At 45.8% G+C, this 17,626-nt stretch carries 21 protein-coding genes; 11 read left to right on the top strand and 10 right to left on the bottom strand.

Translation table 11 applies throughout. The features are described 5' to 3' along the window. Nucleotides 1-205: 205 nt before the first annotated feature. On the bottom strand, nucleotides 206-862 hold the full coding sequence (locus QUA43_RS03340) for a Uma2 family endonuclease (RefSeq protein WP_333370997.1): 657 nt from the start codon (nucleotides 860-862) through the stop codon (nucleotides 206-208). A 146-nt stretch (nucleotides 863-1,008) separates the two neighbouring features. Here QUA43_RS03340 and QUA43_RS03345 point away from each other — a divergent pair, with 146 nt between their 5' ends. Then, nucleotides 1,009-1,203: a hypothetical protein gene (locus QUA43_RS03345; protein ID WP_333370999.1), complete on the top strand. Its 195-nt coding sequence runs from the start codon at nucleotides 1,009-1,011 to the stop codon at nucleotides 1,201-1,203. Continuing rightward, nucleotides 1,188-1,520: a type II toxin-antitoxin system PemK/MazF family toxin gene (locus QUA43_RS03350; protein WP_333371001.1), complete on the top strand. Its 333-nt coding sequence runs from the start codon at nucleotides 1,188-1,190 to the stop codon at nucleotides 1,518-1,520. Before QUA43_RS03345 ends, QUA43_RS03350 begins: the two co-directional genes overlap by 16 nt. A gap of 58 nt (nucleotides 1,521-1,578) precedes the next feature. On the opposite strand, the gene gyrA is transcribed toward QUA43_RS03350, so the two are convergent. After that, nucleotides 1,579-4,290, bottom strand: a complete 2,712-nt coding sequence (gyrA, locus tag QUA43_RS03355) for a DNA gyrase subunit A (protein ID WP_333371003.1) — start codon at nucleotides 4,288-4,290, stop codon at nucleotides 1,579-1,581. Nucleotides 4,291-4,686: 396 nt separating this feature from the next. On the opposite strand from gyrA, the gene QUA43_RS03360 reads away from it, so the two are divergent. The 5 genes from QUA43_RS03360 (at nucleotide 4,687) to QUA43_RS03380 (ending at nucleotide 8,663) form a co-directional block, all read left to right on the top strand. Continuing rightward, complete coding sequence (locus QUA43_RS03360) at nucleotides 4,687-5,610, top strand: histone deacetylase (protein ID WP_333371005.1); 924 nt, start codon at nucleotides 4,687-4,689, stop codon at nucleotides 5,608-5,610. Between the two features lie 313 nt (nucleotides 5,611-5,923). Further along, entirely contained in the window at nucleotides 5,924-6,112 is a 189-nt protein-coding gene (locus QUA43_RS03365; RefSeq protein ID WP_015175516.1) for a hypothetical protein, read from the top strand. A 605-nt stretch (nucleotides 6,113-6,717) separates the two neighbouring features. After that, nucleotides 6,718-7,740, top strand: a complete 1,023-nt coding sequence (locus QUA43_RS03370; protein WP_333371041.1) for an ATP-binding cassette domain-containing protein — start codon at nucleotides 6,718-6,720, stop codon at nucleotides 7,738-7,740. 233 nt (nucleotides 7,741-7,973) lie between these two features. Further along, complete coding sequence (locus QUA43_RS03375; protein ID WP_333371007.1) at nucleotides 7,974-8,303, top strand: DUF433 domain-containing protein; 330 nt, start codon at nucleotides 7,974-7,976, stop codon at nucleotides 8,301-8,303. Nucleotides 8,304-8,312: 9 nt separating this feature from the next. Further along, on the top strand, nucleotides 8,313-8,663 hold the full coding sequence (locus tag QUA43_RS03380; protein WP_333025501.1) for a DUF5615 family PIN-like protein: 351 nt from the start codon (nucleotides 8,313-8,315) through the stop codon (nucleotides 8,661-8,663). 15 nt (nucleotides 8,664-8,678) lie between these two features. Here QUA43_RS03380 and QUA43_RS03385 read toward each other — a convergent pair whose 3' ends face one another. Then, nucleotides 8,679-10,091 carry an NB-ARC domain-containing protein gene (locus QUA43_RS03385; RefSeq protein ID WP_333371010.1) on the bottom strand — a complete coding sequence of 471 codons (1,413 nt, stop codon included), beginning with the start codon at nucleotides 10,089-10,091 and terminating at the stop codon, nucleotides 8,679-8,681. 419 nt (nucleotides 10,092-10,510) lie between these two features. Here QUA43_RS03385 and QUA43_RS03390 point away from each other — a divergent pair, with 419 nt between their 5' ends. Further along, nucleotides 10,511-11,011 (top strand): hypothetical protein, encoded by a 501-nt coding sequence (locus tag QUA43_RS03390; RefSeq protein ID WP_333274767.1) that lies wholly within the window; start codon nucleotides 10,511-10,513, stop codon nucleotides 11,009-11,011. Nucleotides 11,012-11,044: 33 nt separating this feature from the next. Then, nucleotides 11,045-11,572 (top strand): hypothetical protein, encoded by a 528-nt coding sequence (locus QUA43_RS03395; protein WP_333371012.1) that lies wholly within the window; start codon nucleotides 11,045-11,047, stop codon nucleotides 11,570-11,572. A gap of 81 nt (nucleotides 11,573-11,653) precedes the next feature. Here the strand turns inward: QUA43_RS03395 and QUA43_RS03400 are convergent, their stop codons facing one another. From QUA43_RS03400 to QUA43_RS03420, 5 genes are all read right to left on the bottom strand, one after another. Next, nucleotides 11,654-12,076, bottom strand: a complete 423-nt coding sequence (locus tag QUA43_RS03400) for a putative toxin-antitoxin system toxin component, PIN family (protein ID WP_333371014.1) — start codon at nucleotides 12,074-12,076, stop codon at nucleotides 11,654-11,656. Further along, entirely contained in the window at nucleotides 12,073-12,459 is a 387-nt protein-coding gene (locus tag QUA43_RS03405) for a hypothetical protein (protein WP_333371016.1), read from the bottom strand. Before QUA43_RS03405 ends, QUA43_RS03400 begins: the two co-directional genes overlap by 4 nt. A 42-nt stretch (nucleotides 12,460-12,501) precedes the next feature. Then, entirely contained in the window at nucleotides 12,502-12,759 is a 258-nt protein-coding gene (locus tag QUA43_RS03410; RefSeq protein ID WP_333025490.1) for a type II toxin-antitoxin system HicA family toxin, read from the bottom strand. Continuing rightward, a complete protein-coding gene (locus QUA43_RS03415) occupies nucleotides 12,752-12,958 on the bottom strand; it encodes a type II toxin-antitoxin system HicB family antitoxin (protein WP_333251862.1) in 207 nt (68 codons plus the stop codon). The genes QUA43_RS03410 and QUA43_RS03415 overlap by 8 nt, the downstream gene beginning before the upstream one ends. A gap of 94 nt (nucleotides 12,959-13,052) precedes the next feature. After that, complete coding sequence (locus QUA43_RS03420) at nucleotides 13,053-13,310, bottom strand: hypothetical protein (protein ID WP_333371018.1); 258 nt, start codon at nucleotides 13,308-13,310, stop codon at nucleotides 13,053-13,055. 117 nt (nucleotides 13,311-13,427) lie between these two features. Here QUA43_RS03420 and QUA43_RS03425 point away from each other — a divergent pair, with 117 nt between their 5' ends. Both QUA43_RS03425 and QUA43_RS03430 read left to right on the top strand, forming a co-directional pair. After that, nucleotides 13,428-14,318, top strand: coding sequence for an ABC transporter permease (locus tag QUA43_RS03425; protein WP_333371020.1), 891 nt, complete (start codon nucleotides 13,428-13,430; stop codon nucleotides 14,316-14,318). Between the two features lie 357 nt (nucleotides 14,319-14,675). Further along, nucleotides 14,676-15,059 (top strand): hypothetical protein, encoded by a 384-nt coding sequence (locus QUA43_RS03430; RefSeq protein WP_333371022.1) that lies wholly within the window; start codon nucleotides 14,676-14,678, stop codon nucleotides 15,057-15,059. Nucleotides 15,060-15,191: 132 nt separating this feature from the next. Here the strand turns inward: QUA43_RS03430 and QUA43_RS03435 are convergent, their stop codons facing one another. Beyond that, complete coding sequence (locus QUA43_RS03435; RefSeq protein ID WP_333371023.1) at nucleotides 15,192-16,550, bottom strand: FAD-binding oxidoreductase; 1,359 nt, start codon at nucleotides 16,548-16,550, stop codon at nucleotides 15,192-15,194. A gap of 159 nt (nucleotides 16,551-16,709) precedes the next feature. Further along, on the bottom strand, nucleotides 16,710-17,459 hold the full coding sequence (locus tag QUA43_RS03440; RefSeq protein ID WP_333371025.1) for a class I SAM-dependent methyltransferase: 750 nt from the start codon (nucleotides 17,457-17,459) through the stop codon (nucleotides 16,710-16,712). Between the last annotated feature and the right edge of the window lie 167 nt (nucleotides 17,460-17,626).

Below are 17,626 nucleotides of genomic sequence, written 5' to 3' on the forward strand. Positions count from 1 at the left end.
ATCGGCTCGATTGTCAACGATCGCATTAAGGACACGGCAATGCCGTGTCCCTACAGATATTTTTTCACAATTAGTATTAAATGTTTTACTCGTACCCAGGCTCTGCCTGGGGACGCATATCAGGAGGCTCTGCCTCCAATTTTCCTGGTCACAAGCGCAACCGGGTTTCTAGCCTTCAGTTAAAAAAAGAATGCAGTCGATCGCACTATTGACAATTCTCACGAACTTCCTCTAAAAACCAGTTGCCTACTTCTGTATTGTCCGTCTGGCGACTGCGGCGCAAACCTTCCTCTAATAAAGCAACTTTTAGCCCCGGCAAAACTTGAGATTCCGTCAGCCGTTCGCTTCCCCGGTTAGCAATTATTTTGAAAGCAATAACTTGCGCTTTTTGTACGTCTACTACCCAGTATTCAGACACTCCTAATTCTTCATAAATCATTCTTTTTGTCCCCAAATCGTCAACGAGAGAACTGTCGGCAATTTCAATTGCTAAATCTGGGGAAACTAGGCTATCTAAATTCACTACCGAACTGCCGCGAGGTGCCGTTTGTACCCGGTCTCCGATGTAGTAAGAAGCATCAGGTTGAGCGCCTCTGACACCTGTTTTGGCGTAGCTACAGTTGACCAGCAGTCTCATTTTTATACCTTTAGCAATGCCAAATAAATTGATTAAGATGACGATAATTCCGTTGTCATCAGCATGATCAGCCCCGACTGCTGCCATTTCAATCCTCAACTGTCCATTGTAGTAGTAGCATTTTGCTCGATCGTACTCCGGCTGTTTAATAATTTCTATATATTCCTCCCAAGTCGCTGTAACCCAGGTATCAGTTAGTAGTTTGGTTTGGAGTTGACTCATCATTACCTCACCGGAAAATTTATTTGAGTTTTGACTGAAGACTTTTGACGAGAGATGGTTGATTTTTCACTTGTCACTATGTATGATTGTAGAGGAGGGAAGATTATTTTCAATAGATTCCTGTCTTATTTTTATAAGAGGTAAATACAATGAGTGCTAAAGAATTATTACTCCAAGAAATGGAAAATATTCCAGAATTCATATTAGAAGAGGTTTGGGATTTTCTGCTATTTCTCAAAAACAAATATCAAAAAGACCAGCTAGAAAATAGCCTCCTAAGTGAATATTCCCTGCAAAAAGACTGGTTGAGAGCGGAGGAGGATGAAGCATGGCAGCATTTGTAAAAGGTGATGTGGTTGTGGTTCCCTTCCCATTTTCAGATTTAACGCAAGCCAAGCGCAGACCAGCTTTAATTCTAGCCACTTTAGAGGGAAAGGATCTAATTCTTTGTCAGATTACTAGCCAGATTATTAGCGATCTTTATGCTATTGCCCTTCAAAGTAGCGACTTTAGTGAGGGGGGACTCAACCAAAACAGCAACATTAGACCTAATCGCTTGTTTACAACAGACCGAGGCATCATACTCTATAAAGCGGGTCAGGTTAAACTTGAGAAGTTGAATGAGGCGATCGCTAAGATAGTCGAGATACTTCAGCGGTAATTCTGTACATTCAGCAGTAAGGTACGCAGGGCGCACCTTACAAACTATTAACCTATGACTATTCTGCCACTTCCTCAGATTCCGATTCTTCCGCCGATTCTTCACCAGCAGGCGGCACTAAAGCCACAGCTACGATCGAATCATCCTCATCTAACCGCTGCACCCGCACACCCGTTGCTGTGCGCGATTGAGTAGAAATTGCACTCACAGCCTGACGGATAATAATACCTCGGTTGGTAATGATCATCAATTCGTCATCTTCGTTGACTATTCGCAGGGCAGCTACCTGATCCTTACCCTTTTTCGACTTGAATTTAGTAGCCGTCAATCCTTTGCCAGCGCGTCTTTGTAGGCGGAATTGAGAAACGGGAACCCGCTTGCCATAGCCGTTGGTGGTGATTACCAACACCGAAGGAACTTCGCTGCTAATTGTCGAAATTTCTTCAGCCTCTTCGCCTTCAATTTCCTCGGCTTGCAGTTCTAATTCTTCATCTTCCAATTCCGCATCTTCCGTTTCCAATTCAGCAATTTCTGCCCCTTCAAATTCCGATTCGCCCGTTTCTAATAGAGCAATATTAGCTCCCTCAAATTCCGACTCTTCAGTTTCCAATTCAGCAATTTCGGCAACAATTGAACTCGGCAAAATGTCCATGCTGATCAACTCATCGCCCGATCGCAATTTCATTGATTTTACACCCCGCGTCGCGCGGCCGACTGGGCGCAACTGTTCGTGATTAGTGCGGAAATGAATTGCCATGCCTTGGCGCGTACCGATGATGATGCTGTCACCAACTTTTGCTCTCCGTACCCAGCGCAGTTGGTCGCCTTCTTCTAGAGAAATCGCGATTAATCCGTTAGTGCGGATGTTGCCAAAAGCGGAAAGTGCGGTTTTCTTAATGTAGCCACCGCGAGTCAGCATGACCAAGTATTCTTCGCTGGTGAATTCTGTCACTGACACCATAGAAGTGATTTTTTCTTCTATAGGAATCGGCAGCAGTTGCACCACGGGAGTGCCGCGGGCAGTCCGGGAACAGACGGGAATTTGATAAGCTTTGACAGAGTAAACTACGCCCCTGTCGCTGAAGAACAAAACGCTATCGTGATCGCAGCAGGAAAGGAAATGTTCTACTCCATCGTCTTCTTTCATTTTCGCGCCTGCTTTGCCGCGAGTAGCGCGACTTTGGGCCTCGAAAGTGCTGACAGGCATCCGCTTGATGTAGCCTTGCTCTGTAATCAGAATAATTGCTTGTTCGTTGGCAATTAAATCTCTTTCATCGATTTCTCCTTCGGCGTGTTCGATGACGCTGCGTCTAGGAGTGGCGATTTTGGTTTGGATTTCGACTGCTTCAACTTCGGCGATTTCTAAGATGCGTTCCCGGCGCGCTAAGATATCTTCCAAATCTGCGATTTTCGCTCGCAGTTCTTCGTGTTCTTGCTGAATTTTTTGCGCTTCTAATGCTGTCAAACGCCGGAGCTGCATTTGCAGAATTGCGTCGGATTGCTGTTCAGAAAGACCGTAATTATCCATCAATTCTTGTTTCGCTGCGGCGGAGTCGGCAGCGGCGCGAATTAGGTGAATAATTGCATCTAAGTTGTCTAGGGCAATTAATAAGCCTTGCAGAAGGTGGTCGCGTTCTTCTGCTTTGCGGAGCTCATATTGAGTCCGGCGAGTAATTGTCTCAATGCGGAAGTCTAGGAAGACATTGAGGAATTGCGAGAGCGTAAGTAGTTGGGGTTCCCCGTTTACTAGCGCTAACATATTGGCTCCAAAGTTGGCTTGGAGGGGTGTTTGTTTATAGAGGTTGTTGAGGACGACGCGGGGATAGGCGTCGCGCTTGAGTTCGATCACGATCCGCATTCCGTCTCTATCGCTTTCGTCGCGAATGTCGGAAATTCCATCTAATCTTTTGTCGTTGACAAGTTCGGCAATTTTCTCAATTAGGGCTGCCTTGTTTGTTTGGTAAGGCAATTCGGTGATAATAATTGCTTCTTTGTCGGGGCGGCCGGGATGTTCGATGGTTTCAATGCCGGCGACTCCGCGCATTGTAATCGAACCGCGACCGGTGGTGTAAGCATCGCGAATGCCGCCTCTACCCAGAATTTGCCCTCCGGTGGGAAAGTCCGGGCCGGGGATGTACTGCATCAATTCCAGGTCAGTAATTCCTGGATTGTGAATTAGTGCTAATAAACCGTCAATTATTTCGCCTAAATTGTGCGGCGGAATGTTGGTGGCCATCCCTACAGCAATCCCGGAGGAACCGTTGAGCAAAATTTGGGGGATGCGTGCCGGGAGTACGAGGGGTTCTTGCTGGGAACCGTCGAAGTTGTCGCCGAAATCAACTGTTTCCGAGTCGATGTCGCGCAGCATGGAGTCGCTAGTCAAAGCTGTGAGGCGACATTCTGTGTACCGCATGGCAGCGGGCGGGTCGTTGTCAACGGAGCCGAAGTTGCCGTGGCCGTTGATCAGGCGTTCCCGCATGGAAAAATCCTGAGCCATCCGCACCAGGGCGTCATAAACCGCTGTATCTCCGTGCGGGTGATACTTGCCCAGCACCTCCCCCACGACGCGGGCGCATTTGCGGAAAGGTCGATCGGGAGTCAAGCCCAATTCGTTCATGGCGTAGAGAATGCGTCGGTGAACGGGCTTGAGACCGTCCCTGGCATCTGGTAGCGCCCGACCGACAATTACGCTCATGGCGTATTCCAAGTACGATCGGGACATCTCATTACCCAGATCCGTCGGGATTATCCGCGACTCAGAGGTGCTCATAGGTTGAAAAACTCCGTTAAAAATTTAAATTTGACCGCTATAAATCTCAAAAATGCGATAAAATCGGTTTGGATTCAGTAGAGCTGCCAAATATTGCAAATTACTCTTGAAATTATATCACAATTTGCCTTTGAATTTATGGGAAAGTTGCCAGAAAAATTAAGGGACGAAACAAGGGAAATTCGCAAGTTGGCAGTTGGTGATTTAGTCATCAATTGGCAAAAGCTAGAAAGGGTTTTTTAGGGGGAAGGCTTTCATGCTTTGGTGAGTTGTTTTGAGGGTTATCTAAAAAAATAAAATGGTTGCCCGATCGCAATTTTAATTTCACAAAACCGAAGGCCTTCTTAAAGCAAACTAAAAATCTAAAATCTAAAATCTAAAATCTAAAATCAGCCGATGCTACCCGTCATCTACTCCGAAGATTTCTTGCTGCACAAGACTGGAATGCTTCACCCAGAGCGACCAGAACGTTTAACGGCGATCGTCAACGCTCTGAAAGCTGCTCCCTGGGCGGATCAAATTGAGTGGCAACTGCCCACCCCAGTGGCGCAGCGCGAACAAGCACTGTTCTCGGCTATCAAAAAAGTTCACTCGCAAAGATACATCAAAGAAGTCGAACATTTGGCTCATCGGGGAGGCGGCTACCTCGACGGTGATACGCCGATTTCTGCTGAAAGTTACGACGTAGCGCTGCTAGCAGCGAGTGCTTGGCTCGATGGGGTCGATCGAGTGGTGGTTGCGGGGGAACCGGCTTTTGTGCTGGCAAGGCCGCCGGGACACCACGCCGAAAACGCCCGCGCGATGGGTTTTTGCTTGTTTTCCAATGCTGCGATCGCCGCTCACTACGCCTTGGAACAGCCGGGAATCAACCGCGTCGCTGTCCTCGACTGGGACGTGCACCACGGCAATGGCACTCAATCTTTGGTGGAAAACTGCCGGCAAATTGCCTACTGTTCCCTGCACCAATCTCCGTGCTATCCGGGAACTGGAGATGCCGAGGAGCGAGGCATCTACGACAACGTGCTGAACATTCCCCTGTATCCGGGCGGCGGCATAGCTGAATACCTGAGCGCCTTTGAATCTCTTGTCGTGCCTTTTTTGTCCAAATTTGAACCGGATTTGTTGATTGTCAGCGCTGGTTATGACGCTACTGCGTCCGATCCACTGGCGAGCATGACTCTGGCGCCGTCAGATTTCGGTACTTTCACCGGATACTGCCTGCAAATCACCCGTCGCATCTCCTTTGGATTGGAGGGGGGTTACGCGCTGAAAGAGTTGGCCGAGTCGGTTGTGGCGACTATTGACCGATGCCTCAATTAGCTGGAAAATTGGCATAGGGGAAAATGAGGTTGAGAAGCCATGAGGACGAGATGGAGAGTTGTTGAGGGCGATCGCACCTGATGGTCTTTTTCCCTCTTCCTTCTGAGTTCTTCCTCCTGACTTCCGTGACAAGCATCACAAATTTAAGAGATCCAACTCACTGGGCATCAAAGTCTTAGTCACAGATGTTTAACCAAAAAATCACACTGTGTCAATGTTTTCGATCGCCTTTGAAGTCGCTCCCAGAGTGCATAATACAAATACAACAAGCCTGTTAAAATTTTATCTGTCTCAATCAACTAGGAGGTTTATCATGTCAGTATCCCAAATGACACTCGAAGAGTTATTTGGTCAGGTCATGTTCTCCAGCGTCGTGACTCGCCACGACCGGAGACAGCTCAGATCTGCACTTTTAGAAAGAACACTGAATGAAGATGAGTATGCCATCATCAACCGACTGCTGTACAACGTTCGCCGCGGTTGGGTAAAAATTGTCGATTAAAGAGGTGGCAGCCACTTCTTTTAGAGGAGTTAATACCATTTTCGATTTTCGATTTTCGATTTTCGATTAAAGAATTGGTAATTACTGATAACTATCGGCGTTGAGATCACGGGCCTACAGTTACATTTTTTGGGGAACGGGTTAAAAGTAGAACTTGCCACTTCGGGAAGTTTTTTGTGCTTAAGAGTTGGCTCGAAAGTGTGATGTGTTTGACCAGAGTGTTAATTATCAAAATCTCGCTACACATCAGCCTATAGGTAGAGATAATTATAAAATAACAGGTTTCGGGTGCATCTCTACTTGTTGAACAATTGTGAGTTTTGAGTTACTAACTGAGAAGTTATAATTAACTCAAAACTCATAATTTTTTGGATTTGAGATGGGAGATTAGAGAGTGGGAAAACTGATGAATATCAGGGTTGAAAACCGCTATAAAGTTAATATTTTTTAAACGGGCATTAAGAATCAAAACTATAAGCAGTTTCCGGTTGAGGAGGAGTGTGCGATCGTTACCAACACAGCCAGTCGCATTGGTCGATCGACCATTCCGGCAATTTGAGCTCAGAAGTGTCAAAATATTAACAACCAGTTCATCCCCAAAATATATGGCTCCCGCCGTTTTAATTGAAAATCTTCAGAAACGCTACGGCACTGTAGAAGCCGTTAAAGATGTTTCCTTCAAGGTAGAACCGGGGGAAATATTTGGTTTGCTAGGCCCCAACGGTGCAGGCAAAACCACAACCCTGCGGGTACTTTGTACTTTGAGTGCGCCCGATAGCGGACGCATTGAAGTGTCTGGCATTTCTGCTGTCAGTCAGCCGAGAATTGCCAGACAAAGACTAGGCTATGTCGCCCAAGAAGTTGCTCTGGATAAGGTGCTGACGGGGCGGGAACTCCTGCAACTGCAAGCAGCGCTTTACCATTTGCCGCGCCCTAGGATTAAAGGGCGGATTGACGAAATGGTGAAACTCCTCGGTTTGGAGGAGTGGGAAAATAAAAAGACGGGTACTTATTCCGGCGGTATCCGCAAGCGCTTGGATTTGGCTGCTGGGTTGCTTCACCAGCCGGATGTTTTGGTGTTAGACGAACCGACTGTCGGGCTCGATATTGAAAGTCGGGTGGTGGTGTGGGATTTCCTGCGGCGCTTGCGGGAGGAAGGTACGACGGTTTTGATTACGAGTCACTATCTCGAAGAAGTTGATGCTTTGGCCGATCGCGTGGCGATTATTGACAAGGGTACGGTGATTGCACAGGGCACGCCGGAGGAGTTGAAAAATCGGGTTGGGGGCGATCGGGTGACTTTGCGGATTCGGGAGTTTTCGCCGATCGAAGAAGCTGAAAAAGCTAAAACTTTAATGCAATCTTTGCCTTTTGTGCAGGAAGTAATTGTCAACGCGGCTCAAGGAAATTCTCTCAATTTAGTAGTAACACCGCAAAGCGATGCGCTGGTGACTATTCAGCAAGCTTTAAAAAATGCGGGATTGCCTACTTTTGGGATTGCTCAATCTCGGCCGAGTTTGGATGATGTGTATTTGGCTGCGACTGGTAAGACGCTGTTGGATGCGGAGTTGGCTGCTGCTAGCAACCGCGATTTGAAGGCGGAGCAAAAACAGGCGATGCGATCGTAGTTTGAGGGAAGAGGGAATGCACGACACGGATTTTGACACGGATACACGGATTAATTGAGGAAAGTTGGGGGGATGCTCTTTGGGATAACTCCGCGCGACTAAAGAAACCGGGTTTTTTACCGAATCTGCGGGCTGCAACGATGTATTTTCGTAAAAAAACCCGGTTTCTCAACCCCCATGCGTAAGTCCTATAGAATCTAAAATACGATCGTAATTTGGGAGGATATTAATAGATGAATCTTGTTTTGGAAGTTGAAGCGCCTCCTTTCCGAGAAGATGCAACAGGTGCTATTCGGGTGGGAAACTCAAGAGTTTTGCTGGAATTGGTGATTCGAGCTTTTCAGGATGGTGCGTCGCCGGAATCTATTGTGCAGCGTTATTCAACTCTGTCGTTGTCGGATGTCTATAGTGCGATCGGCTATTATCTCCGACACCAAGAAGCAGTGGAAACTTATCTCAATTATCGCGAGCAATTAGCAGATTCCGTCCGTCAGCGTTTGTTAGGTATTCAACCGGATCTCAGCGTTGTGCGATCGCGCTTGTTAGCCCAAAAACAATCTTGAGGATTAACTATGCTGCGGCTGTTGAGCGATGAAAATTTTAATGGCGATATTGTTCGAGGGCTTTTCCTGCGTCAGCCAGACCTTGACTTGCTTCGCGTTCAGGATGTTGGTTTGCGAGAAGCTGACGATCCAACAATTCTCAACTGGGCGGCCCAGAACGATCGCATTGTGTTAAGCCATGACCGGGCAACTATGCCAGATTTGGCTTACGAACAGTTGAGGGATAAGGAACAAATGTCAGGTTTATTTATAATTAACGATCGAATGCCAGTTAGACAGGCTATTGATGAACTTCTGGTACTGGTTAACTGTAGCGAACAATCGGAGTGGAAAGGAGTTGTGTTGTATCTACCATTGTAACAATTAGCTAGATATTTAAGACTCTTCTGCAACCATTTTAACATACTGTTTTAACACAGGTGGAATCGTGAAAACGATTTCAGCTTCACCGCCCAATTTTTCGATCATTCCCCGTCGGGCTAAAGATTGAATTGCTTTACATAATTCGCCTTGTGACCCTTGACACTTTGCCATCCATTCGGTAAATGAAACAGGCTCGATTTCATTACTAAGTTGCGAAATCGCCTGTTTTTCTATTTCCGACAACCGCTGATAGTGCTGCTGCAATATCGGTGTCAATTCATCGCTTAAAAATACTGGTTGATAGCTTAAATATTGAGAGACTCTACCGCCAAATAAGTTCTTAATGGTTGGAGCGACTAATTTTAACCACAGGGGATTGCCTTGATAAAGGTTAATCAATTCTGGCCAGGTTTCTTCATCCAACAAACCCTTTTGTCTAAGAATTTCTGTTGCTGCTTCACCTAAACCGGTTAAGTGCAATAAACGTACTGCTGAATTATCGTCGGTGAATGTGAGGATGTCTGAGGGTGGTTCCCAGCTATTGAGAATTAAGCAACTGTTGTGGGGAATTTCGCCGATGAGTTTAAATAGAGTTCCGTAGTTTTCATATCCGGGTTTGTAATTTCCTGCAAGTTGCCCGCTGCTGAGAATTTGCTGCACGTCATCGAGGATGATTAGACAGCGATTTTCGCGCAAATATTCGATTAGGATTGACAACTGAGCATCGATGTTGGCGGAAAAGTTAATTTCTGTGCGATCGGATAGAAATTGAATCAGGTTTTTGAGGGTTGTTTCGAGGGGTGGGGAGGTGCGGAGACTGAGCCAGATGATGCGATCGAATTGAGTTTGAATTTGGGGGATGAGGTTACGGGCGATCGCACTTTTGCCGGTGCCTGCCATGCCTGTGATGGTGAGGAGGCGGCAGTTTTGGTGTGCGATCGCATTTTCGAGGGCGGTGAGGGGTGAGTTGGGGTAGTTGTAGAAGGTTTTGATATCTGGTGCATCTCTTAAATCGAGTCGCAGTTTCTCTTGGGTGTTGTCTTCAGTTGAGGTTTGTGTAGGGGGTGAGTGTTGTGGAGCTTTTGGAGGGCGTGAGGTTTCTGTGCAAACGTTGATGTTACCTTTGTTTTGTACAAAATTAAAATCACCAAAATTTGAAACTTGAGAAAATTCATACCTCTCCATCGTGGAGCGCAAATTTGATTTCATTACATCTTCATCTAATATTTCTGAAAGAGTTTGCCATAACTTTGAGGCAATATTTCTGACATGGCGTTCAGTACAATGAACCTCTTTAGAAATTTCGGAGTATCTTTTACCTTGCCACGTTCCCCGTACTACTGCCTGTTGCAGATCGTCCAATCGTTTGCCGGTCTTAGCGAACACCAAGCCATCGGCCAACCTTAAGAGTTCTTGAACATCCATTTATTGGGTAAATGTAGGAGGTTTTATCTATTGTATCAGACTTTTTCTGACGTTTTATGGCTAAGAAGGACAAAATATGACTTTTAACGGCTAGCTAATTTTATTAACTCCTGGCAAATTGTGACATTCTCCTACTTTCCAATACATAAAAATTAAATTAAAATTTAATCACGGGCTTTAAAACAATCTTAGGCAACCTAAAAGATTTTAACAATGTAAATCTGACTGGCGCAACTATGCCAGATAGCACCGTCCATCCCTAACGGTTAAAAAAAGTTGCTCAAAATGTGGCTGCATCCGCTACTCCAGCGGTTAAAGAAGTTGCTCGCAATGTTGCTGGATCTGTGAGCAATGTCTAGGGGCTTTTCGCCTCGTAAAATGTTCGTAAATATTTTCTAAGTTACCATAGGAAAGAAATCATGTCTAGTGCATTATCCCTACCGCAAGCTAATTTAAAAATGGCTCTCTGGCAAGTCGATGCTGATGCAATGAGTAGCAGCGACTTGTATGTGTGGTTAAATGATATCGGCTTGCCGCATGAAGTCTCGATCCGGCTGCATGAACTCGCCACATACACGAAAAAAGCTGCTAACAAAGTTTTACTTATCGGCAAAATTCTCCTCATTAAAATCATAGAATTTGTCAAAGCGCATCCCCATTTAGCGATAGGGGTTGCTGTTGGTGTCGCTGTAAGAATTTTGGCAAGTTCGATACCATTTGTCGGCCCGTTATTAGAACCTTTGGCAACAGCGCTGGGTATCCCAATTGGTGCAATAGCCGGCCACCGACTCGATCGAGGCAAAGAGGTGTCTGATGGAATTATTGGAATTGTTCAAGAGATTATTGAGATTGCCAAAGATTTTTTTCAATTACTGATAGACGTTTTCAATACAATTTTCCGCAACGTCATCACTGCTTAACTGCCCAAATTAGCAAAAAGATTGAGGTTTAATATGTCGGCCAATAAAACGCCAACCAAAGAGCAAATTCTGAAGGCAATTGAGCAACTGGAAAAAAACCCACACGATAAATTAGGGATTTTAGCAGATATTGGCATTGGTGTGGTGGGGGCTGCCGGTGCTGGTGCGGCGGTGGCAGCTTTCGGTGGTGTACCAGTTCTATTTGGGTTAATAACCGTTGCACCTCCCGTAGGATTAGTTGTTGGCGGTGCACTTTTAGGTGCTGCTGCTCTTGTAGGGGTAAAACGAATATTTGATGGCAATTTTGACGATGGAAAAAAAGCAGAAATACTTAAAAACTTAGAAGGACAGCTAAAAGATATTAAAGCCAAAGAAACAGCCTCTAAGCTGGAAGACAGCGATAAAAATAAATTTATTGTTTCCTTGAAAGAACCCGTCAGGCTCAATTTAATTAGCCCGAAAGACGCTCAGGATTTAATTAGGGCCGTAGAAAGCGGTAAAATTGCAATCAAAGAGGCGATTAAAATGGTTGAGGATGTGGTTAAAGCTGCTAAACCATAACTGCCTTCTGACTGCGTAACCTGGGAATGCTAAGTTGTAAGTCTGCGATCGCCCTTCCTTGAGTAAGCGTGCGATCGCCTCCTAATTTTCTGGAAAATAACGCTCCAAAAGTTCCCTAGCTGTAACAATAGGAATCCCCTCATATTGTTGCAAAACTAACAAATCCAGATCGCCCGTAACAATTACATCAGCATCAGCAGCGATCGCAGTTCCTAAAATCATATTGTCATTAGCATCTCGTAACTCAGGCACCTTGATAGTGGAAATCGGATAAATCTCCACTAACTCTCGTGTTCCGCTGATTAAACCATTAACGGTAAAACTCAAAGACTGTAATCTCGCCTGGAGTTTTTGTTTGTTTAAAGTATTCTCTAATTCTGCTAGTATTGGTTCAGAAGCACAAATTATGAGTTTACGAGTTCGAGCTAATCTGAATAAACGAGCTGGGATACCTCCCCACAGCCAGCCTGACACAAAGATATTAGTATCCACTACAATTTTCATTTGTGCGACTCTATTTCAGAACGTTTCTCCCGACGCACTTCCCGCACAACTTCGCAAATTTCTTCCATTGTTAACTCATCAGGATCGGGACTCGCTGCTTCTATTCGCCGTTCCCATTCCTCCCAGTCAAAACCTGCTACCTTCTCAAAAACAATACTATCTCCTGTCACTGTAACTGCATATCGATCCCCAGGCTTCAGTTGAGCCTCAATCTCAGCGGGAATTTCTAACTTACCGTCGGGGTTGACAGGAACAGTAATATTGGATTTCAGAATGTATTCTCGCAGGTGTTCAACAACTCTATCTTGCAGACTTTCCGGCAAAGATTCCATGATTTTGACCAAAGTTGCGATCGCCCTTGATGACATAGCTTTATCCTCCATTGTTGATCCGAACTATCCGCAGGAATCGCTCTTTCAATATATTTAAAGATTTCTCAAAAAATCTTCAACAGAAATCCCTGCCTGATTTAGAATACTTTTGAGAGTTCCCACTGCCAAGTTTTTGCGCTGCACTGGTACTACACAGCCAACCTCGATCGCTCCTTGAGGATTAGACTCATCATCGATCGGTAGTTGTTTCTTCAAAATAGCATGGCTGCCTCGCTGCCGTACTTGAATAAAGCCTAAGCGTTCCAAAGCCCGGATGGCTTCTGCACTACTAACTCGCGGTAGTTTAGGCACTCAATACCTCAAATGTAGTTAGCAGACGGGGGGAAGTTTTAGGCAGAGGGAATTCTTCTAAATAAAGTTCCGTTGCTTCTTTGAGATTGGCGATCGCCTCTTCTATCGTTTCTCCTTGGCTAGCCGTTCCCACTTCAGGACACTCGGCTACATAAACATCCTCTTCCCAATAAACAATTGCCGTGAAAGTACAAGACATTTTTTTGCCAAATTCTTCATACTCAATGTAGCATATTCAGTAGCGTTAATGAGAGCTTATACTTAATTTTACCACAATATTTCCTCTAAAAGACTCAAACAATTTCCTCCGCTAAAAGCCGACCATCGCAGCGCTCATACTCATCTTCCAAAAGCCATGAATGAGCGTCATCATAGCTGGAACTTAAAAACAGAGACTTATAGTTTGCTGATGGGTCATAAATACAAACACCTCCATTTTTCCCACTTACTAACATCAAAATTCGAGGGGGGAAAACAATCGGATCTACCCACAATTCGATAAATTCCCAATCATTAATTTGTTCGGCGAGGTCTGGTGTGTGCGATAACATGATATTCAGTTTACCAAAACTCCACACAAAAAGCGATCGCCCGCCCAACACCACCAATACCTCCAGACTTGCTACTGTAAAGAGAGTTAGATTTAATCAAAATCAGCGCAAGCAATTATGAGCGGTACTGTTACATCCCCCAACAACCTCAACCAGCAGCGGCCACTCTCCACGGCATCCGCTGACACTTCCAGTTCCCTGCTGGGCGACTTCATCCAAGAAACACTCGCCTTAACCAAGCGCCTGTTTATTCAATTGCAGCGCCGCCCCTCGACGCTAGTTGCAGGAATTATTCAGCCGCTGATGTGGTTGGTTTTGTTCGGAGCTCTGTTTGAAAATGCACCCGCCGGCTTGTTCGGCGAAAGCCAGAATTACGGACAATTTCTCGGCGCTGGCGTTATCGTTTTTACTGCATTTGCCGGGGCGCTGAATGCTGGTTTGCCGATTATGTTCGATCGCGAATTCGGCTTTCTCAACCGCTTGTTAGTCGCACCGCTGGCTTCCAGATTTTCGATCGTCCTCGCTTCCGCTATTTTTATCGTCACCCTCAGCTTCATCCAAACCGGCGCAATTGTAACCGCTGGCGCGTTTTTGGGCGCGGGATTGCCGGGAATTGCCGGACTAGGGGCGATCGCCCTAATTGTCCTACTATTAGTTTTGGGCGTCACCGGCTTGAGTCTGGGTTTAGCCTTCGCCCTTCCCGGTCACGTAGAATTAATTGCGGTAATTTTTGTTACTAACTTGCCGCTGTTATTTGCCAGCACAGCCCTCGCGCCGCTGTCATTTATGCCAGAGTGGTTGCAAGTTGTGGTGACTCTCAATCCTCTGAGTTATGCGATCGAACCCATCCGCTACCTGTACCTGCACAGCGATTGGTCGCTAGCCAGTGTCGTGATGCACGCTCCTTGGGGTAATGTTACCTTTGGAGGAGCGCTGTTAGTATTGCTGGCGTTTGATGTCGTAGCGCTGCTGAGCATTCAACCCCTGCTGAGACGCCGTTTTGCGTGAGGAAGGGCGATCGTTTAACCTGCACCGTCAATTCTAGGACACTCCAAAAGCCCTGGATCGTGTCAACTTAACTTCAAACCTACTCAGAGACTGCTGTTTGGCGATTAAGCTCAGATCCCCCCTAACCCCCCTTAAAAAGGGGGGGACAAGAAGCGGTCAAAGTCCCCCTTCTTAAGGGGGATTTAGGGGGATCTGGTCTCGGATCAAAGCGAGATTTTTCAATGCTTCCAGGCTGGTTGTGGAAACGAGGAAGGGCAATGCCGTCTCCTTAGCCCCAGTGAAGTAATATAATATTTACTCGCAAGTCAGAATATTGTTTAGATAGAATTGTTTTTTTGAAAGTTCAACTAATAAATTATGAACACCAAAACTTCCAAATCCGGCAAATTGATGATTGGGATTGCTGCAAGCGCGATCGCCTCCTGTGCTCTTTTCTCCCCTCAAGCAAGCTTCGCTCAAGCTAGCGGTTTAAATAATGCCCAACCGCTGCAAGACTTTCAAACTCAAGACAATACCGACCCATTTTCCGGCCGCAGCAGTGGCAGCGGAATATTTGATTTAATTCACCGATCCAAATTGGGAGGTGGCCGCAGCATGGAAGAATTTAATAGCGAACAGCGCCAAAATTTGAACGATGCGGCCGCAGAATTTCGGAACAAACAGCGCCTACTACTGGAAAAGCAAGCAGTACCTACACCGGGGGCGATCGCACCTACAGAAATTACCGCCCCTGTCCCTTAAATTTACAATTTTTGTTCGCAGTAAGGACTTTTTTAGGTTCGTAGTTGCGCTTGGGCGCCGGCCGGCGCTAAAGCGCAACTACAAACCTTTTTTCAATTTGCGAATTGCGTGAGTTATCACATCATTTCGCCCTCAATCCCGTTCCAACCACCCCCGCATTTTACCCGGATTAAGCAAACCGTAAGGATCGACCAACTCTTTAAACTGCAACTGTTCCACATTAATACTTTTCATCCCTCCATCTTCCAATATATAAGTGTGAGGATTAGCAATCAGTGCGCCTTGCTCTTCGTGATAGCGAATAATTTCATTTAGCCGTGATTCCGTAGTGTAGCGAACTATTTGCAAAGCCGCGGCGATCGCCCTGCCATTCATCCGCAAAAACTCCAAGTGCATTATCACCTCATCCCCATAATAATTGTACAGTTCCTCAATCAATTTCAAACCTTTATCTGGGGGAAAAAGCGTCTGCAAATAAGTCACAGACGGGTCAACGCTGCGAGCGTGGAGAGTTGTATGATTCCAAGTAAATTCAGCAATTGCTGCACCTTTGCTCGCTGCTTGCGCGTTTTTTTGATAGCAAATTGTGCCACCATATTCGCGCACCAAATCTTGCAGCGGTTCCAGACAAGATTCAGCTACCATTAACAAAGCACAGTGCTTACCTTCAGGAATTGCATCGCGGAAAGCAGCAAAATAAGCAGGAATCGGCCAAGCACAAACACAAATTAGTTTTTTGATAATTCCGTCAGCATCGCCCAAAGCTTGACCGAAGTTTGCCGAGGTCATAAAATCGTCAAAAGCGACGATGATTTCCGCCCAAGGATAAGCAGGGGCGAGGGGAATTTCTAACTCAGTAATAATCCCATTTGTGCCGTAAGCGTGATTGACTTTTTGCACTTCATCGCCGCGCAATTCGATGACGCGGGGCTCGTCTTCCATTGTAACTACTCGAACGGCATGAAGATTTCCCCGATCGCGCAATTGGCCGTAAGTTATCGAACCAATTCCCCCGCTACCGCCGCCGATAAATCCCCCAATCGTTGCGGTGCGATAGGTTGAGGGAACCATCCGCAATTCCCAACCAGTTTCTCGCGCTTGTTTGTCGAAAACCGACATTTTCACCCCTGGTTCTACGCAAGCTAAACCCGGTTTTATCCAGCGGATATTGTTCATTTTGGTGGTATCTAAAATGACGCCGCCCTTGAGGGGAATGCACTGCCCGTAATTGCCCGTTCCTGCACCTCTAACAGTTAGCGGAATTTTGGATTTGACGCAGGCTGCAGCAATCCGCAAAACTTCGGCTTCGCTGGCGGGACGAACTACTAAATCTCCTGTTTTATCACTTAAGAGAGGTTGCAAAACTGGACTGAAGTGATAATAGTCTTGAGATAGCTTGACAACTTGCGCGCGATCGCTAATTATTTCAATTCCCGATAGTTCCGAAGAAAAAGCCTCCCAGTCAATACTTTGAATCGCAGTTGCAGTCATTTTGTTTCCTAACTCCTGACAGTATTATATATTTTATAAAAGCCAGTAGGGTGCGTCAGACGCCAACCCTAATTATTGCGCGCACATCCTGTGCCTGACGCACCTTACAAATCGATTGAATCGCGACAATTGCCTCCAGGACTGCTTTTTTCAATTAATTCAATTAACAAATCCCCCAAACACTGCCATACCGTAGTATTTCCAAGGCACTGCAACAGTGTCAAATCTAGCTTTTACCAGCATTTCCAACTGTGCCGAAAGTGTAGCTAGGCGATCGGGATTAGAATACCCGTAAGAGACACTCGTTCCCACATTTGCGCGAATTTGTGCTAAGGTTTCCCCCTGATTTAGCGCCCAATCTTCTCGCGCCGCTTGATAAATATCTTTCATTGCTGCTGATTCTGCTAAAAGAGGATCGGCATTCCAAAAACAGCCACCAGAATTTAAACTTTCGCGAATGCGTTGAAACAATTTCAACTTCATCTCGTCCTCAAGATGATGAATTGCCAGAGATGAAATGCAAGCATTGAATTTATCGCCCAAGCCTGAGAAATTTGGATTGTTCGCCCATTCTCCAAAATCCATTTCTATGCCAGTCCACCGAGTTGTGTATCCTGCAGACTCTATTTTGGCGCGGGCAAAATCAAGCATTCGTGGCGAGTAATCGACAGCCACTATTTCGGCAGACGGGTAGCGTTTGAGAACTTTTAAAGTGAGTTCCCCCGTACCGCAGCCGAGTTCTAAAATGCGGTGGTTTGTGTTAGCAATGCAGCCTGCTACTACATCTAGCATTTCGTCATATTTAGGTAAAAGTCGCCGAATGCCGGTATCAAAATTGGCAATATTGACGAAAACTTCTCCGGGATAAATTTCGTTGCGCGCAGGTGAGGCAGTAGAGTCAGAATTCACGATCGCCAACCATAGACTACAATTGCTATCCTAACCGAGATAAAGTAAAAATTGCATGAAGTAGGAGAGGGTACTGCGGTGTCCTTACTCCCCACATTCCGCAGATATTCAAGCAGAAGGAAAGGAAGATAGATTCGGAAACACAAAACTCCCAAACGATTGCACAG

Origin of the sequence: Microcoleus sp. N9_B4, assembly GCF_036701635.1 — a bacterium.
Taxonomy (GTDB): domain Bacteria; phylum Cyanobacteriota; class Cyanobacteriia; order Cyanobacteriales; family Microcoleaceae; genus Microcoleus.

Excerpts from the sequence above, each read along its gene's own strand:
- QUA43_RS03340 (WP_333370997.1), bottom strand. The coding sequence starts at position 862 with ATGATGAGTCAACTCCAAACCAAACTACTAACTGATACCTGGGTTACA.
- QUA43_RS03345 (WP_333370999.1), top strand. The coding sequence starts at position 1,009 with ATGAGTGCTAAAGAATTATTACTCCAAGAAATGGAAAATATTCCAGAA.
- QUA43_RS03350 (WP_333371001.1), top strand. The coding sequence starts at position 1,188 with ATGGCAGCATTTGTAAAAGGTGATGTGGTTGTGGTTCCCTTCCCATTT.
- gyrA (WP_333371003.1), bottom strand. The coding sequence starts at position 4,290 with ATGAGCACCTCTGAGTCGCGGATAATCCCGACGGATCTGGGTAATGAG.
- QUA43_RS03360 (WP_333371005.1), top strand. The coding sequence starts at position 4,687 with ATGCTACCCGTCATCTACTCCGAAGATTTCTTGCTGCACAAGACTGGA.
- QUA43_RS03365 (WP_015175516.1), top strand. The coding sequence starts at position 5,924 with ATGTCAGTATCCCAAATGACACTCGAAGAGTTATTTGGTCAGGTCATG.
- QUA43_RS03370 (WP_333371041.1), top strand. The coding sequence starts at position 6,718 with ATGGCTCCCGCCGTTTTAATTGAAAATCTTCAGAAACGCTACGGCACT.
- QUA43_RS03375 (WP_333371007.1), top strand. The coding sequence starts at position 7,974 with ATGAATCTTGTTTTGGAAGTTGAAGCGCCTCCTTTCCGAGAAGATGCA.
- QUA43_RS03380 (WP_333025501.1), top strand. The coding sequence starts at position 8,313 with ATGCTGCGGCTGTTGAGCGATGAAAATTTTAATGGCGATATTGTTCGA.
- QUA43_RS03385 (WP_333371010.1), bottom strand. The coding sequence starts at position 10,091 with ATGGATGTTCAAGAACTCTTAAGGTTGGCCGATGGCTTGGTGTTCGCT.
- QUA43_RS03390 (WP_333274767.1), top strand. The coding sequence starts at position 10,511 with ATGTCTAGTGCATTATCCCTACCGCAAGCTAATTTAAAAATGGCTCTC.
- QUA43_RS03395 (WP_333371012.1), top strand. The coding sequence starts at position 11,045 with ATGTCGGCCAATAAAACGCCAACCAAAGAGCAAATTCTGAAGGCAATT.
- QUA43_RS03400 (WP_333371014.1), bottom strand. The coding sequence starts at position 12,076 with ATGAAAATTGTAGTGGATACTAATATCTTTGTGTCAGGCTGGCTGTGG.
- QUA43_RS03405 (WP_333371016.1), bottom strand. The coding sequence starts at position 12,459 with ATGGAGGATAAAGCTATGTCATCAAGGGCGATCGCAACTTTGGTCAAA.
- QUA43_RS03415 (WP_333251862.1), bottom strand. The coding sequence starts at position 12,958 with ATGTCTTGTACTTTCACGGCAATTGTTTATTGGGAAGAGGATGTTTAT.
- QUA43_RS03420 (WP_333371018.1), bottom strand. The coding sequence starts at position 13,310 with ATGTTATCGCACACACCAGACCTCGCCGAACAAATTAATGATTGGGAA.
- QUA43_RS03425 (WP_333371020.1), top strand. The coding sequence starts at position 13,428 with ATGAGCGGTACTGTTACATCCCCCAACAACCTCAACCAGCAGCGGCCA.
- QUA43_RS03430 (WP_333371022.1), top strand. The coding sequence starts at position 14,676 with ATGAACACCAAAACTTCCAAATCCGGCAAATTGATGATTGGGATTGCT.
- QUA43_RS03435 (WP_333371023.1), bottom strand. The coding sequence starts at position 16,550 with ATGACTGCAACTGCGATTCAAAGTATTGACTGGGAGGCTTTTTCTTCG.